This window comes from Termitidicoccus mucosus, from assembly GCF_038725785.1.
Classification (GTDB): domain Bacteria; phylum Verrucomicrobiota; class Verrucomicrobiia; order Opitutales; family Opitutaceae; genus Termitidicoccus; species Termitidicoccus mucosus.
The window spans coordinates 1,856,874-1,878,092 of sequence record NZ_CP109796.1; the positions used below are offsets into that span (position 1 = coordinate 1,856,874).

A 21,219-nucleotide genomic window follows, 5' to 3' on the forward strand; every position below is an offset into this window, starting at 1 on the left:
ATGGTTTTTCCATTTTCCGCGTTTCCATGTCAGTTTTAGAGCCCTTTCTCTCATGCGGGACGGTCGTTTTTCGAGGTGTGTCTGGCAGGGAGGCTTTCTGGTGGGAGAAACCAATGGGCGGGGATTGAGCCGGGCATCGGGGCGCGAAACGGCATTGGAAGGAATGCGGCAGTCAATTTCCGCCACCGCGGACGCACAACGGCAAATGGGTGGTCTGCGAGGCAGACCACACCTCGGGGATGCACCGTGGATCGTTACTGTTTCAGCGAATCGGCTCCATCCGTGAGCCATTCGAGGTTGAAGCGGGCGATCGAGATGAAACGCGAGGGGAAATTGCTGCCGCTCTTGGAAAGACCGTCCTCGTAGATGCAGAGAATCGTTCCGTCATCCAGGACCGCGAGGTCGCTGTAGCCGCTCGGGCCGGGCTCCAGCACCTTGTTCACCGGCCAGGTCCGGCCCTCGTCGTAGCTCACCTTGACGGAAAGGTTTTTGCGGAAAAGTCCGTTGGTGACGTGCGCGCGCCCGTCGCGGTCGTTGTCGGGGTTGGAAAAGAGAATGCGGTTTTTCCCGTGGGATTTCACGCTGCTCAGGCGGGTGATGGCGCCCATGCAGACGGGTTCCTTGAGCGCCGGGTCATAGACGGGCTTGCTCCAGCCGGTCGCGCCGTCGGGGCTGATCGCGACGCCGCGGCGGTGGAGCGGCGACTCGTTGCGGATGTTCAGCATGACGCGCCCGTCTGCAAGCTGGATGGCGACCGTCTCGTTGGGATTGGGCAGCGGGTCGTCCTCGCCCGCGGCAATCTCGCCGCAAAGCCAGGTTTTGCCGTGGTCGTCGGAGTAAATGGTCGAGACGACGGACGGACGGTGGCCGTTGTAGCCGCCGCCGCGCGACAACCAGACGGGAACAACCAGGCGGCCATTGGCAAGCTGGATGCCGTGCCCGGGGCCGGTCGCAAGGGCTTTCCACGGATAAACTTTCTTAAAGCCGTCAAAGACATTTGTCACCTCGACCGGCGGTGACCAGGTGACACCGTCGTCCCTGCTGGTCATGAGAAAGCAGCGCGCCTGCTCCACGCAGTGGAAGAGATGGATTTCGCCGGTCGTATAATCGACGACGGGCATCTGGTTGGTGATGGGACGCTGGCCCTCGGCGCCGAGGCCCTGTTTTACGGCGACCTCGTTGCGCTCGAAGGTGAAGCCGTGTTTTTCATGCAGGCCCACATAGACGATGCGTTTCTGCGGCTCCCAAGTGCGCCCGCCGTTCGTGCTGCGGCGCATGTAGATTTCGATGGTGGACCAGTCTCCGAGCTTGGCGTCCTTGCGCGCGTCGCAGAAGGCCAGCACGGAGCCCTTGGCGGTGACGACGATGCCGGGGATGCGGTAGTTGGCATAGCCGGCCTTGCCGGCGGTGAAGAGTTGGAATTTCTCGATCAGCGGCAGCGGCTCGCGGGGCGGCTCCCATTTGCGCAGTTCGTCTTGCGAGGCGCCCGCGGGCATGTCCGCGATTGGGAGAAGGCCGAGAATTGATGCCAGGAGGTATTTTTTCATATATAAGCTGCTGATTTTATTGTTGTCGGTAACTGCCAAAAAAGACGAGGAAGGCATGGTGTCATGCCGGACATGATCGAGGCAATAAAGGGGACGATGAACACCGCTCATGAAGCCGTGTGTCGTCGTCCCATTCAATGGCGGACTGGTGGTTTGCAATCCGCACCAATCCCGCGCGGGGAGGCTTGTCGCGGGCTTGCGCCGCGCAGGAGAAACAAAACACCCAGCGCCGCCATAAACCATGCGGTTGCCGCTCCCCCGCCCTCCCCGCTTCCGTCCGGGGATGAGCCTCCATTGCCATCGCCCCCGCCACCGGCGGCGTTGTCATCAAGCCCGGCCCTGACCGTGGACACCCGTCCATCGAGCGCGAGTTTGCGAATAAAATTATTGCCATAATCGACTATATATAAATTGCCATCATGGCCGAGCGCCAAGTCGGAAGGTTGGTTGAATCGGGCATGTGTTCCCGAACCATCGGCAAACCCCGCGAGCCGGGGGCCGCCGGCAATCGCCGGCATGGGATTTGACCGGCTTGCGATCGCCCGAATGACATGATTCCCGCTATCGGCCACATACACGACACCCTCGCCATCAACGATGATGCCTTTCGGCGTATCAAAAAGCACCGGTGCCGTGCTCGCATAACCCGCGCTTCCTGCCTGCCCCGCAAACGTTGTCACGCCGCGTGTGCCCAGATCAATGAGCCGGATGGTATGATTGCCGGTATCGGCCACATAAAGATATCCCGAGGTTCCTGTGGTTGTAATGTCAACGGCAACGCCGGACGGACGGGTGAAACGCGCGGCGGTGCCCGTGCCGTCCGCGGAACCGGCCATCCCGGGCGCTCCCGCGATGAGCGTGGCGCTCCCGCCGGGCACAATCATGCGGATGGCATGGCCGGCGGTGTCGGCGATGTAGGTGTTGCCCTTTTCATCAACGGCAACAGCCGTGGGACCATTGAGCGCGGCGGCGGCCGAGTCGGAAAGGACGCCCGCGCTTCCCGACGCGGAAAGTGTGCGCACCGCATTGGCGCCGGTTTCGACGACATGAAGCACGCCGGCAAGCGGAAACGGGTTGATCTTTATGCCGGAGGGCATGGCGAAGGCGTTTGTATTGCTGAAAAAAGAGATGATTCCGGCGGGTGTGATTCTTTGAACCGCGCCATGACCGGCATCGGTGACATAAATATTATTCTCATTGTCCAATGTGATGCCGACCGCCTGCCCGAGGCGGGAGGTCTCGACGGTGAGAACCGCGCTGTCGCTCGCCGTCTCACCGTGGGAATTGACGGCCACATAGCGATAAGAATAGCCGCTCATGGCATCCGTGGCATTGGCGATGGAAAGCGTTGCGCTTTCCCATCCGCTGTAATGTTCGGCGGGGGCGGCGAGCGACGAGATATCCGCCCAGCTCAAGCCGCCATCCGCGGAAACCTGCCAGCGGTAGCCGGTGGCATCGGATGCCGAGGCCGCAAGGGCCGCGCTTCCGCCGGCAAGCGCCGTGATATTGCCGGGCGGAGCGGGATTTGCCGGCCTGTAGGCACCGAGCGTCCCCAGGGAAAAGGTCTCGAAGCTGACGCGCCTGTAGATATTGGCGGCGAGATAGCCGGCCGGGCCGTTTTGAGGGCGCAATTCTCCATTTTCATACAGGCAGCCGACGGTGGTTTCATCGAGGCGGATCAGGCATGAATAGGCGGCCAGATCGTCCCAAAGTCGCAGGGAACGCTGCCACGTCGCTCCGTCGTCGATGCTGCTGCGGATGGTCAGCCGTTCGCGTATGTTGTCCTTGGCGCTGACGGCCACACCCTCGGCCACACCCGCGGCCACGTGCTCGGGCGAGGTGGCGGGACTGGAAAACAACAGGAATCCCCCCTTCGTCAGGGAAGGGTCCTCCCAGCGCAGGATGCTGGCCTGGCAGACCGGATCATACAAGTCGGCGACCTGCGCCGGCGGCGACGGGCTCCACGTGGCGCCGCCGTCGAGGCTGGCGGCCTGCGTGCGGCAGTGGTGGCCGTAATTGCTGCGCATGTTGATAATCAATTTCCCGGGCGCGTCGAAACCCTCCACCACCTGGGTTTCGCCGACCAGGCCGGCCACGGCGCCGCCCGCCGTCCAGGTTTGCCCGTGATCATCCGAGTAGATAATCCCGGCATACCCGTTTTTTTGGGAGTCGGAATAGCAGACGGGAATCACCAATCGTCCGGCATGGAACCCGTTTTTAACCTGGATGCCGATGCCGGGGCCCGTGGCATACCAGCGCCAGTCCGGATCCTTGACCTGGGAGGTGATATCCTTGGCGGGCGACCAGGTCCGCCCGTTGTCCTCCGAGTGCGTCACCCAGATGGTGCGCGTGCCCGCTTCGGGCTTTCCGGCCAGAATCCCGTCATGGGTGGCGTCCCCGAGATTATGGGTCATCAACAGCCAGACATGGCCCGTGGTTTCATCCAGCACGGGATTGGTGTTGCCGCACGTGTTGCCGCCGTCGTCCCAAATCAATATGGGGGCGCTCCATGTCCTGCCGCCGTCCGTGGAACGCTTGACCAGCATGTCAATGTCGCCGAAGTCGGCAGGGCTGTTTTTGCGTCCCTCGCAAAATGCAAGCAGGGTGCCGTCGTTGGTTTTTATGACGGCGGGTATCCGGTAGGAGGCGTAGCCATCCTGGGTGCTTGTGAACACGTCCGTTTTGAAGGCGTTTGCTAAAGGAGGAATAAAGCCCAATGCCGCCGCAAAGCCGATGGCGTATAATCTTTTCATATTGGTCACTCAGCCGACCTGCTCGTGAATGATGCGGTCCACCACGAGCTGGCGGAACTCCTGCGAGAGGCTCGCAAAGTAGGCGGTGAAGCCGGTCACGCGCACCACGAGGTCCGGGTATTTCTCGGGATGCTTGTGCGCGTCGCGGATTTTTTCGGCGTCGATGATATTGATATTAATCAATGTGCCGCCGAGCGCGAAGTGCGTCTTGACCAGATTGCCCACGATGGCCTTCGCATCCGGCGACCGGCCGGAGCACGGATCGACCTCCAGTTGCAGGGGCGCGGTGTTGCCGTAGCCGGGCTGCACGTTCGCGACGGCCTTCACGATGGCGGTTAGCGCGCCGTCCTTGCGGAAACCGGGATGCGGGTTCGCGCCGTGCGAGATCGGCGCGCCCGCGCGGCGCCCGTTGGGTGTCGCACCGACGGTTTTGCCAAAACGGACGGTGTCGGCCCACGAAAACCACCCCGGCATGAGATTGTGCCCCGCGGGCGTCGGCGAGGCCTTCACGCTGGTGGTAAACAGTTCCGTGAGACGCGCGGCCCATTTGTCGCCGAGCGACAGGCCGTGGCCGAAACGTTGCGAACCGGAAAGGATCAGGCGCGTTTTTTCGCCGCCGGGCCCCTCGAAGTTTTTTCCCATCGCGCGGGCGACGGTCTGCCAGTCGAGGCGGCCTTCCAGCTCCACGCGCTGTTCCAGCGCGGCAAACGAGTCCGCCACGGTGGCGAGCCCGGCGCCATCGATGCACATGTTATAAAAGTCCACGCCGCCGTGCGACGCGTCGCGACCGCGCTCGACCGGACCGTGGCAGAGCAGGTTCAAGAGAAGCTCCGGCTCGTTTTTATATTGATGCTCCAGATGAAAATCTATTCCCCGCGCCGTGCAGAGAATCGCGCGCCGCAAATGCGTCGTGAGCAGCGCAAACAGCTTCCCCGTCGATGGCGCCGCATCCTTTTCCAGCATTTCCCGGAACGCCACCTCGAAGACCTTGGCGACGTTGATCTTGACCACATCGTTCATGGTGTATTCGCGCCCGGGCAGGCTCATCCAGTTGCAACCGACGGCGATGCGCTCGCGCGCCAGCTCGGCGTCATAGCCGTTTCGCATAAACCCGGCGACAAGCGCCTTGTCCCCGGAAAAACGCGGGTAGCCGAGCTCGTCTGAAAACAATATATCAATTCCGCGCCAGAACAGTTTTTCATCCAGACCATCATGGACGCGGATGGTGATGTTGCAGCTTATCCTGAGCAGGTGCGCGGCCTCCAGTATCAAATGCGAAATCGCCGTCGTCTGGTCGCGCCCGGTCTTGTCGGGGCCGCCGATCTGATAATAATGCGGATCGTTAAGCAGCAGGCACGCGATGTAATACATGGCGTCCTCGTCGTCGATCATGCCCTCGGCCAGATCGTGCTCGTAATACGGGCGCAGCAGCTCGTCGAGCTGCCCGCCCGCGCCGTCGCGGTTATAAGTGCGCGAGGCCATGTTGAACCACGCCAGCCACTGGCACACCTCGCGCAGGGTCGAGGGCGGCCGCCCGACGAGGCGCCGGTTGACCGCCGCCATGATTTCGAGGTTTTTCCTGCGCACGGGATCGTTTTCCGTTCGCGCCATGGCCTCGCCGACGGCGGACGTGCGACCGATCCAGTTTTGCACGCCCTCGATGACCTCGATCTCGGCCTCCAGCAATTCGACGGCCTCGGCGTCGTCCGCGTGTTTTTCGAGCGACTCGCGCACCTTTTGCTTGAGTCCGTCCCAGCCGAGTTGCAGGCCGATGCGGTAGTCGGGCGCGAAATGCGCGTCGGCGCCGATGCCCGAGGTGATGTCATACAACCGCTGCTCGTCCTCCAGGTGCGAGTAGTCAAACGGGAAAGGCGCGCGGTCGAGCCGGTATTGCGGACGCATGCGCGAGAGCATGAACATCCATCGCCCGGCCAGCGCGTCGTCCGCGTCTATATAAACCGGATGATGCTCCATCAACGAGCGAAACACCGAGGCCCAGGCGCGCGCGCCCTGGAAGGTGTCGCCACGGTCCGCCCCCGGCGGCTGCCATGAAAAATCCGGCGGCGGCAAGACATAGCCGTAGTCGTCCTCGTCCTGCGCGCCCTTGCGGTCAAGTTTTGCGCGGGTCTGCGCCAGTTTCCGCTCACGCAAGCGAGCCAGTTGTGTGCTGTATTTCATAATTCTCCGGTTTTCCATTGATATATATTTTTATATTATTCGCCTGCGCGCGGGCCGCATGGACGAGCCGGCGCAGAGTCTGGCCCGATGGCGGTTGAAACACCGGCGCGGTGCGTCCGAGAGCCTCATATTTGCCCGCGCCAAGCGGGTGATAGGGCAGAAATTCGTAATACAAAAGGTTATCCAGCCGCCCGAGCGCGCGGGCGATGGGAACGATTTCATCCTCGCTGTCGTTGATGCCCGCGACCAGCGGCGTGCGGGCGATGAGCGGTTTACCGCACCGGTTGAGCCGCCCGAGGTTCTCCCACAGCAGACGGTTCGACACGCCGGTATGGCGGCGGTGTTTTTCCGCATCCGCCAGCTTCAGGTCGAACATGATCAGGTCGAGTTCGCCGAGCAGCGGCTCGATGCGCGACCAAGGATAACAAAGGGTCGTCTCGATCGCGGTGCGGATGCCCTCGCGTTTGCAGGCATGGAGAATCCCGCGCGCAAATTCCGGCTGCATCATCGGCTCCCCGCCCGAAAGCGTCACGCCACCTTCCTCGCGATAAAACGCGCGATCCTCCAATAGCTCCGCCATCACGTCCGCAACCTCCATGCGGCGTCCCGCCACTTGCAGGCTGGACGCCGGGCAACGCCCCGCGCACGCGCCGCAAACGGAACACGATCCGCGTGAGAAATCATGCGTTATCACACGCGGCGCCCCACCTGTCGCGACCGCCGGGGCGCCGCCGTCATCCGCGGGCGCGAACCGGTGATTCCCTTGCGGGCAGGCTTCAACACACTCGCCGCAGCCGATGCAGTTGCCCGCGTAGAACAACAACTGCGGCGCCGGGTCGATGGTCTCGGGATTGTGACACCATTCGCAACGCATCAGGCAGCCCTTCAAGAACACGGTCGTCCGAATTCCCGGCCCGTCGTGCAGGGAAAACCGCTGGATGTCGGTTACGATCCCGTGAATCATGGGAGTGGCGGGATATTGGGTTTTTCTGAATAAGGGAGGCACACAGGCGCGACACAAAGCGGCATCAGCCCTTCTTTCTCTTTATTCTTTATCTTTCCTCTTTCTCCCGTCCCGCAACAGTTGGCTGAGGAGAAAGAGGAAAGATAAAGAATAAAGAGAAAGAAGGGGATTCGGACAGGGCGGCATTACTTTGAGTCATGCCCCACGATGGGCATGTCACCGACCATCGCGGGCAGCCCCCCATGCGGCCAATGCAAACTTTTGGTTCACCCAGCAGACCACTTTCAGGCGCGGCGCCTCATGGTTTCCGCGCCTCCGCCACCGATTCGCCCGCGATGCAGGCGGGCATGAGCTGCACCGTCCTCTTGCTGGTCGCGCCGCTCTCCAGCATTTCGAGCACCATGGTCAGCAATGCCTTCGCGAAGTTGCGCGGGTCGATCTCGTAACGCGTCGGCACGGGCAACAGGTAGGACAGGTAGGTTTCTCCGTCGCGCGAGACCACCGAGATATCCTCGGGCACGCGCAATCCCAGCCGCGTGAGGCAGGTGGTCGCCGTGAGATAGTGAAACGGGTTCACCACGAGCAGCGCAGTCGGCGCGGGCTTGCGGGCCATGAGCCGCCTCACCGCGTTGGCAATGCCCGGCGCGGTGGCGTCATGGTTGCTGATGAGCATTTCCGCGTCCCCGTGCGGCGAGCGCCGCATGCCTTCGGCAAATCCCTCCTCGCTCTCCACGTCGCCGGCGAGCCGCGACTTTTGCACGAGCAGCGCGATGCGCCGGTGCCCGCGCCCGAGCAGCAAGCCCGCCGCGTGCCGGCACACCGCGCGGTGATCGAGGTCGCAATACGGCAGGCTCACGTCCTTGTAGATCGAGCCCGCCACGACGCACGGCACCTTGTTGTCCTGAAACCAGCGCTGCACCGGCTCGTCCGACAGCAGCAGCACCCAGCATTTGTGCTTCTGCCGGGTCACGAGCTGCTTCAGCGCGGACGACGGATCGCGCCGCGCGTATTTCAACCCGTGAAACAAATGCAGCCGGCAGCCGCGCTCCGCCAGCATGGCGCGCAGGTGGTTGATCCACACCACATGGATCGGCAGCATCCGGTCAAGCGAGCCCGGCAGCAGGAGCCCGATGTCGCTCGCCTCGAATGCCTTTTTTCCCCGTCGTGAGCGGGCCGTGATGAGGTTTCCCCGGCCATGCTCCGCCTTTATGATGCCCTCCTCCATGAGCTGCTTCAACGCCACCCGCAGCGTGTGCCGGCTGATCTGCAAGGTCGCGCAAAGCTCGCGCTCCGGCGGGAGGCATTCCGTCCAGGTGCCGCGCGCGATCTGCTCGCGCAGGAGATCGGTCGTCTGCCTGCCCAGCAACTGGCGCCGGGGCAGGTTCCATGGGATGTCGTTGTAGGGCATGTCAGGAATAATGCCCGTTTCCATGACGCAACTCTCCATAATAATCAAACGAACACCGTCCGGTCCTAGTCAAAAAAACGCCCGTCAAACCGTGTCTCCGCCACCGCGCCCGACACTGCGGTCAACCGGATGCGTCCCGCGCGCAACACGACATCCTTCACGCGGTCAAACCCGCGCGGAATCGCGCACACGCCCGCCGCCGAGCGCACCGCCAGCGGGCGGTCCCCGCGAAACTCCCGGCACGTCGCCACGCCGGCCCGGGAAAACACATTCGGCCGCGCCGCCTCATACAATCCTTCCGGCAGCGCCGTCACCTCCTCCAGGCCGAGACGGCGGCGATGACGCCCGTTCCATGGCGCGTAATGCCGCCCGCCGTTCGACATCCAGAACAAGGTGCACGTGAGCTCCGAGGGACGCTTCAACGAAAACCACAGCCACCCCTCGTCGGCAAACGTCACCGTCGTCCACGCGAGCGGCAGCGCGGGATCGCTCGCCAGCAGCACCAGATTCTCAAATCCCGCCTCTGTCGGATACGACGTGAGATCGGCCCAGGTGCCGTCGCTCCGCGGCACGCGCCGCAGCGAGCGAAACACCGCATCGGGTCTGAGCGACGTGTAGCCGCCCGCGGCCGGATGCTCGAATCCCGCGTCGTGCGTCCGCCCGAAAAGCACGCGGCTCATCCCGATCGCCCCCGAGCGCTCGCGCTCCGGAAACACCAGCGTCGCATGATGCCCGAAACTCATCCGCCCCGTCATCCCGCTGATGACATGGCGCTGGTAAACCACCGTGTGCCCGTCGCGCAGGGTCACCTCCTTGCGCACCTTGCCGGGACGCGTGCCGGTGTCCGCCTCCAATACCAGCGTCGCCGCGCCGTCCGCGGCCCCCGTCGCGACATGGTTCCAGTTTCCCTGAAAAATGTTCCCGTGCGACGGATGCCGCTCGCCGCGCCACGGGCGTTTGTTCGCGCCGAACGGCAGGCAAAACGCGTCGCCGCGCAACGCCGCCAGCGAGCCCTGCGCGCCGCTGTGCTTCGCGCCCGCCCAATGGGGAATCGCATACGGGCTCACCACGCGCCGCCCGCTACGGAATTCGACCGGCGCCATGAACCCGCCGAGCCGCGTCACCCACAGGCGTGCCGCATCCGCCTCCAAACGCCAGCCCGGCTGGCCGAGCACGGTTTCAAGTTTTGTTTTCATGCTGATAAAAAATCGCGCGCGCCTCCCGCCATAATGTATTCAATCGTTCAATACCGAAGGAAACCTCAGTCTCTCCGCAGGCCGCCGCATGCACCACCGGCGCGGCGTTGTCCTGGAAATGCAGGTATCCGGGAAACCTCGGGCGCAGCCAGGCGCGGTCGAGCGCGGGCAGCGTGGCCGCGAAAAAATCATCCGTCGCCGCATTGATCGCCCCGTCGCGCCACGCCTGCCGGTGCGCGGGCTGCCCGCCCGCCTGCCAATACAGGCCGCCCTGCGTTTCTCCGCTGGAAACAAACCCGGCAAAGCGCGCCGCCCAGTCCGCATGCGCGCTGCGCGCCGAGACCGCCAAACCCGTGCCGCCGAGGGTGGTCACGAGCGGGCGCGCCGGGCCGCCCCCGTCCGCCTTCCATGCCGGCGGCAGCCCGGCGCGCAACCGCCTCGCCGCATATCCCGGGCGGCTGTAGTTGGAATACCCGAACGCAAACGGACAATACGCCGCCGTCGCCTCAACCGCCGCCAGCGCCTCGTGCACCGCGATGGGATTCATCGTCCGGCAGGCTTCCGGCACCGCCGCATACAGGCGCGCCAGTTCCTCGAGCGCCGCGCGCATCACCGCCGCCGGGGCGACTTCCCCGTCGCCGCACGCGCACGGCTCCGTGCCGAGCGCATGGCAAAGCATATAAAAATGATGAATCGCATCGGTCGGCACGCCGGGAATCAAGACGAGCCCTTTCGCCGCGAGCGCCATCATCCCCTCCCAATCGCGCGGCGGCTCCGCGCTCGCACGCGCCAGCAAGTCCGGACGCCACACCGCGACCGGGCACGCCGCGTCAACCGGCGCGGCCCACACGCGGTCTTCCCACGCATAACTCCCGCCCGATTTTCCGACCGACTCGTCCTGCCACTCCGCCCGGATCCCGGAGGGCACACGCTCGTCCAGCGGCAGAAAGAGTTTCGAGCGCGCGGCCGCGCCGATAAAAGGATGATCGATCACCAGCAGGTCGAAACGATCGACCAGCCATTCCACCGGCATCTCGCCAAACTCCAGCAGCGAGCGCCGCGTCCAGGAAATCTCCACGCCCGGATGCAACTCGGCGAACCGCTGCGCGCACGCGACCAGCGGCGTGTATCCGCGCGTGTGGTTCCATGTGATGCCCGAAAGCCTGGTCATCGCGCGCCGCCCTTCCCCGTTTTTCGCCCCGCGCTTCTCGCCATGAATTCCTCGATTTTCGCCCGTCCCTCCGGCGAGGCGAAAAAGCGCCCGAGCGCCTCGTTCTCCGCCGCCATCGCGGCCGGATGCACCGCCGGCACGGATGCGCGCGCGATGCGTTTCAACGCCTGCAACGGCGCGGGCTCGCGCGCCGCCAGCGCCGCCGCGTAGTCCGCCACCCGCGCGGAAAATTCCTCCGCCGCGTAAACATGGCTGACCACGCCCCAGCCGTGCAGCTCCTCCGCCGTCAGCACGCGGCCGGTCATCGCCGCGTCGAGCGCGCGCCCGAGCCCGGCGCGCTGGGCGAGCCGCTGCGTGCCGCCGCCGCCGGGAATGAGCGCGAGGTTGATCTCCGGCAGGCCGCACTTCGCGCCCGCGACGGCGAGGATCAGGTCGGAGGCCAGCGCGATCTCGAACCCGCCGCCGAAGCAATGCCCGTTGATCGCGGCGACGACCGGCTTCGCATTGCCCTCGATCACCGCGTAGAGCTGGCGCCCGAGCGCCTGAAACGCGTCAAACTCCCCGCGTGTCTGCCCCGCGTATTCCTTCAAGTCGGCCCCGGCCATGAACGCGCGGCCCGCGCCGGTCAGCACAACCACGCGCGTCGCGGGATCGGCGTTGGCCGCCGCGAGCGCCGAGATCAGCGCGGACATCAGCGCGCGATTCATCGCGTTGAGCTGGTCCGGCCGGTTGAACGTGATCGTGCGCACGCCGTCCGGCGAGCGTTGGTCGAGAAGCAGCGGATGGATTTCGTCTGGATTCATGTCGAAAGCGCGGACAAGTCGATGCGGGTCAGATGCCAGCCGCCAAGGTTCGCCGCGAACAGTTCGCCTGCGCCGCGAAAGGCGATGTTGGTGGGATGGTGCAACACGTCCTGCGCCGCATCCTCGATCACCAGCTCCAGCCCGGCCGCGTCGCTCCATCTATATATGCGCGACGGGTGCCAGATGGCTATATACAACCGGCCCGCGTCATCGAACGCGAGGCCGTCGGGCTCGTCCCCGGAAAATGATATGAACGGCTCCTTCCTTCCCGCCGAGCCGTCGGGCAGGATCGGCACGCGCGACACGCCGGGCCGCCGGCTTTCCACCAGAAAAATCTCCGTCCCGCCGGGCGAGAGCGCGAGCCCGTTGGCGCCGCGGCACGCCTCGCGCATCCATAATTCCGCGCGCCCGTCCTCCAGGTCGAAACGCCAGATGCCCGGTCCGTCCGCGCGCGTGTCGGATACATATAAAAAACGTTCGTCGCGCGACAGCAGCGGGAAGTTCGGCAAACGCAATCGCTCGTCCCCGTCGCGGCCTTTCAACTCGCCGGACGGCCGCCCGTCGCCGTCAAAAATCATCACGCTCTCCCGCGCCCAATCGCAAAGAAACAAGCGCCCATCGCGCGCCTGACACAGCCCCAGCGCGTAACCGCCCGTGCCCGCGCGCTGTTCGCAACTGCGCCCGTCCGCGCCAATGCGATAAAGCTCGCCGTGCTCGCCGCCGCACCACAACGCGCCGTCGCGCGCATCGACCGCCACGCCCTCGGGATGATTCAGCCGCACCCGCGCCAGCCGTCCGTCATAAAAACGGGCGGCGGCGGAAACCGGAAGCAGCGGAGCGGCGGGGCGGGGGTTCATGTTATTTTTCCGGCGGCGTTGCGATGCTCACGACTCCGCCCGCGATCAGCCCGTCAATCTCGGCCTCGTCATAACCAAACCCGGCCAGCAACTCGCGCCCGTGCTCGCCGAGCAGCGGCGGCGGGCGGCGGATCGAGCCCGGCGTCGCGCTCAGGCGCACGGGCACGTTGGTCATTTTTATCTCGCCCGCCACGGGATGCGCGACGGACGTGAACAGGTTTTCGTGCATCACCTGCGGGTCACGGTGCACCGCGTCCTGCGTCTGCGCGCGCGCCACCCAGAGGTCGAGCCCCAGCATGATTTCCAGCCACTCGTCGGTGGTCCTGGCCAGCAGGATTTTCTGGATCGCCTCAAACACCTCGTCCCGCCTGTCGAAGCGTGCCTGCGGATCGTCATACCGGGCAAGCGACGGGTCGCCGAGCGCCGTGACGATGCGGTCCCACGGATTCATCGCGATTGACAGCCACCCGTCCGCCGTGCGGTAGATGCCGAACGGCGCGCCGTTGCCCGGATGCCCGATGCCCGAGCGCGGACGCTCGAAGGAGCGATGCAGGTTGTGAATGGTGAAAAAATCCTGCGCCTGAAACGCCAGCGCCGAGGCGAGCAGGCTCACCTGCACCTCCTGCCCGCGCCCGGTGCGCTCGCGGTGATACAGCGCCGCGAGCACGCCCTGCACGATGTGCAGCGCGCCGAGCTGGTCGCACAACGCCGTGCCCAGCGGCACCGCGCCCGCGTCGGCGCGGCCCGACGTGAAGGCCGCGCCCGTCAGTCCCTGCACCAGCAAATCCTGGCCCGGGCGCTCCGCGTAGGGGCCGTCCCTGCCCCACCCCGTGGCCGAGCAATAAATGATGCGCGGATTGAGCCGCGCGCAGTCCTCGTAGCCAAAGCCCAGCCGCGCCATCACGCCGGGGCGGAAGTTCTCCACCACCACGTCGCATTGCGCCGCCATGCGTTCCACCACGGCGCGCCCCTCGGAGCGCTTGAGGTCGAGCGCGATGGAGCGCTTGTTGCGGTTCCAGGCGAGGAAACACGGCGACTCGCGGCCGGCGATCCATTCGTTGAAAAAGGTCATCGAGCGGTAGAGATCGCCGGTGCCGGCGCGCTCGACCTTGATGACATCGGCGCCGAGGTCGCCGAGCATCTGCGTGGCATAGGGGCCTTGCAGGAGTTGAGTGAAATCGAGCACGCGGACTCCGTCCAGCGCGCCGGGTTGATGGGTGGTTGCAGTCATGATTTTCCACGCGGGAAATGCGGCAGCACGCAAAGTCCGCCATCGACCAGGATGTCCGTCCCCGAAATGAACGCGCCGCCCGGCCCGGCGAGCAGCACCGCCGCCGCCGCGACCTCCGGCGGCTCGCCCATGCGGCCGAGCGCGTGCATGCCGCGCCATTTTTCCAGCAACGCCGGACCCTCGCGCGCGACGAGGCGGTCGTTCATCGGCGTGTTGATCGCGCCGGGCGAGATCGAGTTCACGCGGATGTTTTCCGGGCCGAGCTGCCCGGCGAGCTGGCGCGTCATGGCAAGCACGCCGCCCTTGGCCGCCGCGTAGGCGGTCCAGTCGTCCCACGAGCGGTGCGCCTGCGTCGAGGCGAGATTGATGATCGAGCCGCCGCCGCGCGCCCGGAGGTGCGGCAGCGCGGCGCGGATCACGCGGAAGACCGAGGTGAGGTTCGTGTCGATCACCCGCTGCCAGTCGGCGTCGGTGATCGCCGCCGGATCGCCGGGCAGCGCGATGGCGGCGTTGTTGACCACGATGTCGAGCCCGCCCAGTTCGCGCGCGGCGGACCCGACGGCCTGATCGACCTGCGCGGTCTGCGCCACATCGCACGGCAGCGCGACGGCGCGCGCGCCTTTTTCGCGCAGTTCGGCGGCGGCGGATTCCGCGCCGGCGAGATTAATGTCCAGAAGCGCCACCGCCGCCCCCTCGGCGGCGAACGCGCGGACGATTTCCAGACCGAGGCCGTCGGCGGCTCCGGTCACAAGGGCGCAAAGGCCGTTGAGCTGTTGGTGTGACATCGAGAAATACTGCGTTGGTCGCGGCCGCCCGGTGCCATCGCCAGCGGCGCCTCATGAGACCGCGCACGCGGTGCTGAAAAAGTCCTCCTGCTCCAGCCGATGGCGAAGTTCCTCGGCGCGCTCCGGCGCGATATTGCGCAGCGGGGGCCGGGCCGGGCCGCAGTCCACGCCGAGCATCGCCATGACGGATTTCGAGCTCGCGAAATGCGTCACGCCCACGTCGCAACAGGTGGCGATCATCCGGATCGCCTTGTCCTGCAACTTCCGCGCCTCGGACGTCTCGCCCGCGCCGACATGTTTCAGCAGTTTTATATAAAGCGGGGCGGCGTAATTATACGTGCTCCCGACCGCGCCGAGCGCCCGCCGCGCCCAGCCTTCCATCAGCAACTCATCGCGGCCAAACAATATGTCAAACCGGCCGTTTTCATGGTTCACGCATTCCTCGTAATCGTCGAGGTCCTCGTGCGTGTATTTTATGCCGGCGAACGACGGGATGCGCGCCCCGGCGAGGCCGAGCAGCGGGGCCATCTTCATGGCGACGCCGGTCATCGACGGGATGTGATAATAATAAAACGGCAGCCCCGGCGCCTCGGCCGCGATCGGCGCGCACCAGTCCGCCAGCTCGTCCTGGTCGCGCGGACGGAAAAAACACGGCCCCATCGCGCTCACCGCCGCCGCGCCGATCTGCGCCGCGTGGCGGGTCAGGTCGCGCGCCTCCTCCAGGCAGTTGTGTCCGGTGTGCACGATGACGCGCAGATCCCCCGCGCACTTCATCCACGCCTCGGCCACCTGCATGCGCTCGCGCGAGGTCATCGAGAGCCCCTCTCCGGTGGTGCCGCAAATGAACGCCGCCCCCACGCCGTTTTCACGGAGCAGCCGGGCATAGAGCGGGACCACGTCGAGATTGAGCGACATGTCTGGATTAAACGGAGTGAAGGGGGCTGCGATCAGCCCGCGAAACCGGGGTTTCATGATGACTACGGTGTGATTAATATTGGATGTTTTGTTTATCTGGCCAAAAGATCGGCGGCCGGAATGCGCGCGAATATGATGCGCTCGTAGGCCATGCTTTCCCCGCCCTCGTAAAGACAGCCGGCGGTGTCGTCATCGACGGCCACCAGGCACGAATAGGCCGCCGGCCCCTTGGCCAGCACGCGCGAGAGCGTCCACGTTTTCCCGTTGTCGGCGCTGGCCTTGACGGTGAGGTTCACGCGTTTTTGGGGATGGGCGGGATTGGAAAACAGGAGCAGACCCGCCTTTTTTTCCCCGCGCTCCCAGCGCAGGATGCTCGCTTGGCAAACCGGCTCCACCAGCGCATCGGCATCGCGCACCGGCCCCCACGTCGCCCCGCCGTCGGAGCTCGCCGCCTGCGCCCGACGCGAGCGTTTCGCGTAGGAACGCATGTCCATCAGCAGCGTGCCCTTGCCGTCGAAAAGTTCGACGAGCTGGCACTCGTTCACATGCGGCTGGATGGGTGCGCCAAACTTCCATGTCTTTCCGTGGTCGTCGGAATAAATCGCATGCGAGCCATAGCCCGCGCCGGGATCATCTTCGGCGGCCTTCGTAGGGAAACTATGATCGCACGGAATGACCAGCCTTTCCGCATGCGACCCGTGTTTTATCTGCACGCCGACGCCGGGGCCCGTGGCATACCAGCCCCAATCGGCGGCCTTCGTGGCGGCGGTGATTTCCTCCGGCTCGCTCCATGACCCGCCATGGTCGGTCGAATGCGAAACCCACACCGTGCGCGTGCCCGCGCTGGTTCCCGCCAGGATTTCCTTTTCCCGGTCGGTTCCAATATTGTGGCTGAGCAGCAGCCATATGGTGCCGGTTTTTTCGTCAACCACGGCGCACGGGTTGCCGCAGGTGTTTTCCCCGTCGTCCCACACAACCTGAATCCCGCCCCAGGTGCGCCCGCCATCGCGCGAACGCCGCAGAAGAATGTCGATGTCGCCGCGGTCACTGCGGCTGTTTTTCCGTCCCTCGCAAAACGCGAGCAAATCGCCGTTCGGCGCCTTCACGATCGAGGGGATGCGAAACGTGTGATAACCCTCGGTGCCGGATTTATAGACGACATGCTGCCCGACCGCCGCGGAGGCAATCGGCTGAAAGAAAAACGACGGCAGAAGCGCGAGTGCGGAAATGCAGCTGCAAACTCGAAGACGACCCGTCGGGATTGGAAGCAACGATGAAAACATGCGCGCATCGTCACGCCCTGTTTCCCTGCCTACAAATTGGTTTCACTGGTTTGCATGACATACCAATCGCAAAAACAGCAGGGGCATGCGCGCCGGACAATGGGCGCCGCCGCCCCAATGCCTGCGCCAGGATTCCTCACTCCGCCATGGCCAGGCCCGCGAGCCGGCCGGTCGTCCATGCCGCTTGAAAATTGAAACCGCCGGTCACGCCGTCGATGTCGAGGAGTTCGCCGGCAAAATACAAACCGGGACAAACGCGGCTCTGCATGGTCTTGAAATCCACCTCGGCGAGGCGCACGCCCCCGCAGGTGACAAACTCGTCCTTGTTCGTGCTCTTGCCCGTCACCGCGTATTCGCCCTCCGTCAACTGCGACGCGAGCGCGGCGAGGGCGTTGTTCGAGGTGGCCGTCCATACCGCGTCGGGCGCGATGCCCGAAGCCGCGGCCAGGCGCTCCCACAGGCGCTGCGGCAGCGCGAAGGGATTCCAGGTGGCGACCTGCCGTCGCGGATTGGCCGCCCGCGCCGCAGCAAGCTCCTCGCGGGCCCGTTCGCGCGAAGACGCGCCGAGCCAGTTGAGTTGCAGCGGAAACCGATAATCCCGCGCATGCAGCTCGCGCGCTCCCCACGCCGACAGCCGCAGAATCGCCGGTCCGCTCAGGCCCCAATGCGTCACGAGCACGGGACCGGTTTCCCTGAGCTTCGTTCCGCGCACGCACGCGGTCGCGACAGGCACGGACAGCCCGGCGAGACCGCGCAACCGGGGGTCGTCGGTGTTAAAGGTGAAGAGCGAGGGCACGGGCGGTTCGATCGTGTGGCCGAGCGCGGCAGCGATGGCCGGCCCGGAGGCAGACCGCCCGCCGCCCGTGGCGAGCAGCAGGCGGTCGCAATCGAGCGTTTCGCCGTCGGACAGCGTGAGGGCGAAACCGCCCGCGGCGTTTTCGCCGGTGCCCGCGCCCTTCGCGCGCGCCGCCGCCAAGCCGCAGCGCAGCCGCACGCTCGCACCGGCCTCCGACGCGGCGCGCTCAAGGCAGTCGATGATGGTTTGCGAGTCGTCCGTGACGGGAAACATGCGCCCGTCCGGCTCGGTTTTCAGCTCCACGCCGCGCGCCCCGAACCAGCCGATGGTGTCGCGCGGCTGCCAGCGATGAAACGCGCCGATCAGTTCGCGCGCGCCGCGCGGATAGCGCTTCACCAGTTCGCGCGGCTCGAAGCACGCATGGGTGACGTTGCAGCGTCCGCCGCCCGAGACCTTCACCTTGGCGAGCGGCTGCGAGGACGCCTCCAGCAAAACCACCTCGCGACCGCCACGCGCGTTTTCCGCGCAGGTGATGGCGGAAAAAAATCCCGCCGCCCCTCCGCCCGCGATGACCACCCGTTGTTTTTGCATGAGGCGGACAGCGTGCGGGGCGCGACTCGCGCTGTCGATAAACGAAAACCGCCGGTCCGCGAGGAATCGTCCTCCGGTTGCCGGCGGGTTAGAGTGGGACGGGGTAATTCAGTCCTCTGACTTCTCTTTCTTACCCTTCCCTTTTTTAGCACCCTCCGGGCGTTTCTTGGCGGATTGGTCGAACTTCGCCTGCTGCTCGGGGGTGAGGGTGGCGCGGATCTGCTTGGTCGATTCCTGGCGCACGGCCTTCACCTTGTCGACGCGTTTCTCGTCGTCCTTCGCGATGGCCTTCAACTTGGCCTGCTCGTCGTCGACGATGGCCTTGACCTTGGCCTGCTGGTCGGCGGTCAGGCTGAGCTGCTCGGTGAGCTGCTTCACACGATCAGGCCGCGCGTGGGCCTGCTTTTTCGGGGCGCTGTCAGCCTGGGCATTCAGCGCGGGAATCGCGAAGCCGGTGGCAAACACCAGCGACGCGAGGATGATTTTCAGGGCTTTCATATATTTTTTGGTTGGTTTGAGTAACCGGAGAAACTAGACGCCGCCACCAAAGCGGAGTTACAACAATCTAGCATGACTTTCCGCCAACTGCTCGCCGAAGCCGAAAAAACCGTCGCCGCCACGCGCCGCAAACTCCCGCCCGCCATTCGCCCCCATGCCGAGGCGCTGCCGGTGGTTTACCATGACTGGCCGTCGGAGGAAATCCTGGCGGGCGAGTTCGAACCCGACATCCTGGGGCTTTTTGTGGGCGATCCACTTGGCGTGGAACCCGGGCTGGGCAATGTCGCTCCCGCGCAGATCCTGTTGTTCCTCGAAAGCATCTACGACTATGCGGAAGGCGACCCGGAGGTTTTCCGCGAGGAGGTGCGGCTGACTTACCTGCACGAACTCGGGCATTACCTTGGCTGGGACGAGGAAGACCTCGAAGCGCGCGGATTGGATTAAGGGAATCGTTCTCTTTCCCGTTCTTCGTTCTCGTTCTCTTTTTTGTTTTTCGTGGCGTTTCGAGAACGATTCAACCCCTGAATAACATATCACACTCCGCGCTTTCCAACGCCGTTCCGTTCGTGCATAGTTCACGGCAACCATTTTCCACCCATGAAGAAACTCATCCTCCTTGTCCTTGGTGCGTGCTGCCTTGCAGCGCTGCCATCGAACGCCGCCGAAAAACGTGAGAATTGCGTCAAACGCATCGAGTCCTGCGAGGCGATCATCCGCGAATTCATGGCGGATAAAAAACACGCCATTCCCCAAGTCATCCTCGACCGGGCGCGCGCCATCATCATCACCAACCAATTCGAGGCCGGCGTCATCTTCGGCATGCGCGGCGGCTACGGCGTCATCCTCGCCCGCAAACCCGACGGCAGTTGGAGCATCCCCGTGCTCATCCGCGCCGGCGAGGCCAGCGTCGGCCTGCAACTCGGCGGAAAAACCGTGGAAACCATTTATATCATGACCGACGACGCCACGCCGCGCATGCTGTTCAGAAACCGCTTCAATGTCGGGGCGGACGCCAAGGCCGCGGCCGGCCCGCATTGGGCCGAGGCCGAGGCGGTGAGCCAGGAAGTGCTCGACACGCCCGTGCTGGTTTACAGCAAGGCCAAGGGCCTGATGGCCGGCGCCACGATCAAGACCGGCTACATGAGCCGCAACGACGAGGCCAATCGCGTGCTCCACAAGACCAACTACACGATGCCCGAATTGCTCTACGGCAACTTCGTCGAATGCGCGCCCGAGGCGAAACCGCTGATGGATTTCATCACCGAAATCGCCCCGCCCGCCGCCGTGAAGTGAGCGTGCCCGCCGTGTTTTTTCCGCCATGCGCGGGGCGGCAGGCCGCCCGCGCGGACGAAGTGCGCGGCGAAGAGTGAGAAGTTGCGGTAGCCGACGCGCCGCGCGACGGTCGCCACGGGCAGGCGTGTGCCCGCCATCAGCTCGGCGGCCTTTGCCATGCGCAGCTTTTGCAGGTAGGCCTTGAAGCCCATGCCGTGCTGCCGGTGAAAGAGGCGCGTGAGGTGGCGGGGGCAGACGCGGGCCACGCGCGCCGCCACGTCGCCGAGGCGCAGAGGGTATTGCAACTGCGCCGCCATGTGCCGCGTGGCGAGAAAAAGCACGTCGCGCTCCGCGTCCGGCGTGCCCATCGCGGCACACTGGCTCACGTAGGTCGCCTCGATGTGGTTGCGCACCGCCTCCTCCGCGGCGACTGGCTCGCCCAGCCGGATGGTCTCCAGCAGATACTCGTGCTCGACGACGCTGTTGCGCCAGCCGCTCACGTCGTGGTCGAAGCGCGGCAGATAGAAGGCGCCGAGCTTTTCCCAGGCGATTTTCCACATCGCGGCCAGACCGGGCACGCCGGACATGTCCATGACGGTCTCGTGAAACTCCGCGTCGGCCTCGCGGCAAGCCACGCAGTCACCGCGGTGGGCGGCGCGCCGGATGCGCGCGCAGATGTCGCGCAGGCGGTCGAGAAGCGCGGGCTCGGCGGCGGCGCGGCGGACAGTGCGCGATGCGCCGAACGCCTCAATCTCGGCGCGGAGGGAGGTGAGTTCACGGAACTTTTCGTCGGGCATGGCGGGGCGAAAAACGAGCTTGAACTAGATGGAAAAACCAGGACGAGTCAAGCGCGGTGACAAGCCGCAAAAGACACACCGTGCCTACGTTCATAAAGGAAAACTAATAGAAAACGGACATCGGGCTGCAAGAAAGCGGACATTCTTTTCCGCGCCGCCGTTTGCGGTTTGCCA

General features: G+C 64.9%; 18 protein-coding genes. 2 read left to right on the forward strand and 16 right to left on the reverse strand.

Annotated features, from left to right (window positions below; translation table 11 throughout):
• Positions 1–254: 254 nt before the first annotated feature.
• The 15 genes from OH491_RS06250 to OH491_RS06320 form a co-directional block, all read right to left on the reverse strand.
• Positions 255–1,547: a sialidase family protein gene (locus OH491_RS06250; RefSeq protein ID WP_068771828.1), complete on the reverse strand. Its 1,293-nt coding sequence runs from the start codon at positions 1,545–1,547 to the stop codon at positions 255–257.
• Between the two features lie 134 nt (positions 1,548–1,681).
• On the reverse strand, positions 1,682–4,222 hold the full coding sequence (locus OH491_RS06255) for an exo-alpha-sialidase (RefSeq protein WP_334319534.1): 2,541 nt from the start codon (positions 4,220–4,222) through the stop codon (positions 1,682–1,684).
• Positions 4,223–4,309: 87 nt separating this feature from the next.
• Positions 4,310–6,478 (reverse strand): pyruvate formate lyase family protein, encoded by a 2,169-nt coding sequence (locus tag OH491_RS06260; RefSeq protein WP_084442446.1) that lies wholly within the window; start codon positions 6,476–6,478, stop codon positions 4,310–4,312.
• Entirely contained in the window at positions 6,444–7,442 is a 999-nt protein-coding gene (locus OH491_RS06265) for a glycyl-radical enzyme activating protein (RefSeq protein WP_068771825.1), read from the reverse strand. The genes OH491_RS06260 and OH491_RS06265 overlap by 35 nt, the downstream gene beginning before the upstream one ends.
• 298 nt (positions 7,443–7,740) lie before the next feature.
• Entirely contained in the window at positions 7,741–8,850 is a 1,110-nt protein-coding gene (locus tag OH491_RS06270; RefSeq protein WP_334319533.1) for a GntR family transcriptional regulator, read from the reverse strand.
• A 65-nt stretch (positions 8,851–8,915) separates the two neighbouring features.
• Positions 8,916–10,046, reverse strand: a complete 1,131-nt coding sequence (locus OH491_RS06275) for a hypothetical protein (RefSeq protein ID WP_068771823.1) — start codon at positions 10,044–10,046, stop codon at positions 8,916–8,918.
• Positions 10,030–11,217, reverse strand: a complete 1,188-nt coding sequence (locus OH491_RS06280; RefSeq protein ID WP_068771822.1) for an extracellular solute-binding protein — start codon at positions 11,215–11,217, stop codon at positions 10,030–10,032. Before OH491_RS06280 ends, OH491_RS06275 begins: the two co-directional genes overlap by 17 nt.
• Positions 11,214–12,020 carry an enoyl-CoA hydratase/isomerase family protein gene (locus OH491_RS06285; RefSeq protein ID WP_334319532.1) on the reverse strand — a complete coding sequence of 269 codons (807 nt, stop codon included), beginning with the start codon at positions 12,018–12,020 and terminating at the stop codon, positions 11,214–11,216. The genes OH491_RS06280 and OH491_RS06285 overlap by 4 nt, the downstream gene beginning before the upstream one ends.
• The gene (locus OH491_RS06290; protein WP_068771821.1) at positions 12,017–12,877 is read right to left on the reverse strand and encodes an SMP-30/gluconolactonase/LRE family protein; all 861 of its coding nucleotides are present in this window, start codon (positions 12,875–12,877) and stop codon (positions 12,017–12,019) included. Before OH491_RS06290 ends, OH491_RS06285 begins: the two co-directional genes overlap by 4 nt.
• A gap of 1 nt (position 12,878) precedes the next feature.
• Positions 12,879–14,108 carry a CaiB/BaiF CoA transferase family protein gene (locus OH491_RS06295; RefSeq protein ID WP_068771820.1) on the reverse strand — a complete coding sequence of 410 codons (1,230 nt, stop codon included), beginning with the start codon at positions 14,106–14,108 and terminating at the stop codon, positions 12,879–12,881.
• Positions 14,105–14,893: an SDR family NAD(P)-dependent oxidoreductase gene (locus OH491_RS06300; RefSeq protein ID WP_068771819.1), complete on the reverse strand. Its 789-nt coding sequence runs from the start codon at positions 14,891–14,893 to the stop codon at positions 14,105–14,107. The genes OH491_RS06295 and OH491_RS06300 overlap by 4 nt, the downstream gene beginning before the upstream one ends.
• Before the next feature lie 51 nt (positions 14,894–14,944).
• Entirely contained in the window at positions 14,945–15,865 is a 921-nt protein-coding gene (locus OH491_RS06305) for a dihydrodipicolinate synthase family protein (protein ID WP_068771818.1), read from the reverse strand.
• A gap of 35 nt (positions 15,866–15,900) precedes the next feature.
• The gene (locus OH491_RS06310; protein ID WP_334319531.1) at positions 15,901–17,079 is read right to left on the reverse strand and encodes a sialidase family protein; all 1,179 of its coding nucleotides are present in this window, start codon (positions 17,077–17,079) and stop codon (positions 15,901–15,903) included.
• A 148-nt stretch (positions 17,080–17,227) separates the two neighbouring features.
• The gene (locus tag OH491_RS06315) at positions 17,228–18,478 is read right to left on the reverse strand and encodes an NAD(P)/FAD-dependent oxidoreductase (RefSeq protein ID WP_068771817.1); all 1,251 of its coding nucleotides are present in this window, start codon (positions 18,476–18,478) and stop codon (positions 17,228–17,230) included.
• A gap of 108 nt (positions 18,479–18,586) precedes the next feature.
• Positions 18,587–18,976 carry a hypothetical protein gene (locus tag OH491_RS06320; protein ID WP_068771816.1) on the reverse strand — a complete coding sequence of 130 codons (390 nt, stop codon included), beginning with the start codon at positions 18,974–18,976 and terminating at the stop codon, positions 18,587–18,589.
• A 72-nt stretch (positions 18,977–19,048) separates the two neighbouring features.
• On the opposite strand from OH491_RS06320, the gene OH491_RS06325 reads away from it, so the two are divergent.
• Positions 19,049–19,420, forward strand: a complete 372-nt coding sequence (locus tag OH491_RS06325; RefSeq protein ID WP_068771815.1) for a metallopeptidase family protein — start codon at positions 19,049–19,051, stop codon at positions 19,418–19,420.
• 153 nt (positions 19,421–19,573) lie between these two features.
• Complete coding sequence (locus tag OH491_RS06330; protein WP_068771814.1) at positions 19,574–20,269, forward strand: lipid-binding SYLF domain-containing protein; 696 nt, start codon at positions 19,574–19,576, stop codon at positions 20,267–20,269.
• On the opposite strand, the gene OH491_RS06335 is transcribed toward OH491_RS06330, so the two are convergent.
• A complete protein-coding gene (locus tag OH491_RS06335; RefSeq protein ID WP_068771813.1) occupies positions 20,182–21,045 on the reverse strand; it encodes an FCD domain-containing protein in 864 nt (287 codons plus the stop codon). The genes OH491_RS06330 and OH491_RS06335 overlap by 88 nt on opposite strands.
• Between the last annotated feature and the right edge of the window lie 174 nt (positions 21,046–21,219).

What these genes read in the sequence shown, in the direction of transcription:
- OH491_RS06250 (WP_068771828.1), bottom strand. Translation starts at nt 1,547, where the DNA reads ATGAAAAAATACCTCCTGGCATCAATTCTCGGCCTTCTCCCAATCGCG.
- OH491_RS06260 (WP_084442446.1), bottom strand. Translation starts at nt 6,478, where the DNA reads ATGAAATACAGCACACAACTGGCTCGCTTGCGTGAGCGGAAACTGGCG.
- OH491_RS06265 (WP_068771825.1), bottom strand. Translation starts at nt 7,442, where the DNA reads ATGATTCACGGGATCGTAACCGACATCCAGCGGTTTTCCCTGCACGAC.
- OH491_RS06270 (WP_334319533.1), bottom strand. Translation starts at nt 8,850, where the DNA reads ATGCCCTACAACGACATCCCATGGAACCTGCCCCGGCGCCAGTTGCTG.
- OH491_RS06275 (WP_068771823.1), bottom strand. Translation starts at nt 10,046, where the DNA reads ATGAAAACAAAACTTGAAACCGTGCTCGGCCAGCCGGGCTGGCGTTTG.
- OH491_RS06280 (WP_068771822.1), bottom strand. Translation starts at nt 11,217, where the DNA reads ATGACCAGGCTTTCGGGCATCACATGGAACCACACGCGCGGATACACG.
- OH491_RS06285 (WP_334319532.1), bottom strand. Translation starts at nt 12,020, where the DNA reads ATGAATCCAGACGAAATCCATCCGCTGCTTCTCGACCAACGCTCGCCG.
- OH491_RS06290 (WP_068771821.1), bottom strand. Translation starts at nt 12,877, where the DNA reads ATGAACCCCCGCCCCGCCGCTCCGCTGCTTCCGGTTTCCGCCGCCGCC.
- OH491_RS06295 (WP_068771820.1), bottom strand. Translation starts at nt 14,108, where the DNA reads ATGACTGCAACCACCCATCAACCCGGCGCGCTGGACGGAGTCCGCGTG.
- OH491_RS06300 (WP_068771819.1), bottom strand. Translation starts at nt 14,893, where the DNA reads ATGTCACACCAACAGCTCAACGGCCTTTGCGCCCTTGTGACCGGAGCC.
- OH491_RS06305 (WP_068771818.1), bottom strand. Translation starts at nt 15,865, where the DNA reads ATGAAACCCCGGTTTCGCGGGCTGATCGCAGCCCCCTTCACTCCGTTT.
- OH491_RS06315 (WP_068771817.1), bottom strand. Translation starts at nt 18,478, where the DNA reads ATGCAAAAACAACGGGTGGTCATCGCGGGCGGAGGGGCGGCGGGATTT.
- OH491_RS06320 (WP_068771816.1), bottom strand. Translation starts at nt 18,976, where the DNA reads ATGAAAGCCCTGAAAATCATCCTCGCGTCGCTGGTGTTTGCCACCGGC.
- OH491_RS06325 (WP_068771815.1), top strand. Translation starts at nt 19,049, where the DNA reads ATGACTTTCCGCCAACTGCTCGCCGAAGCCGAAAAAACCGTCGCCGCC.
- OH491_RS06330 (WP_068771814.1), top strand. Translation starts at nt 19,574, where the DNA reads ATGAAGAAACTCATCCTCCTTGTCCTTGGTGCGTGCTGCCTTGCAGCG.
- OH491_RS06335 (WP_068771813.1), bottom strand. Translation starts at nt 21,045, where the DNA reads ATGCCCGACGAAAAGTTCCGTGAACTCACCTCCCTCCGCGCCGAGATT.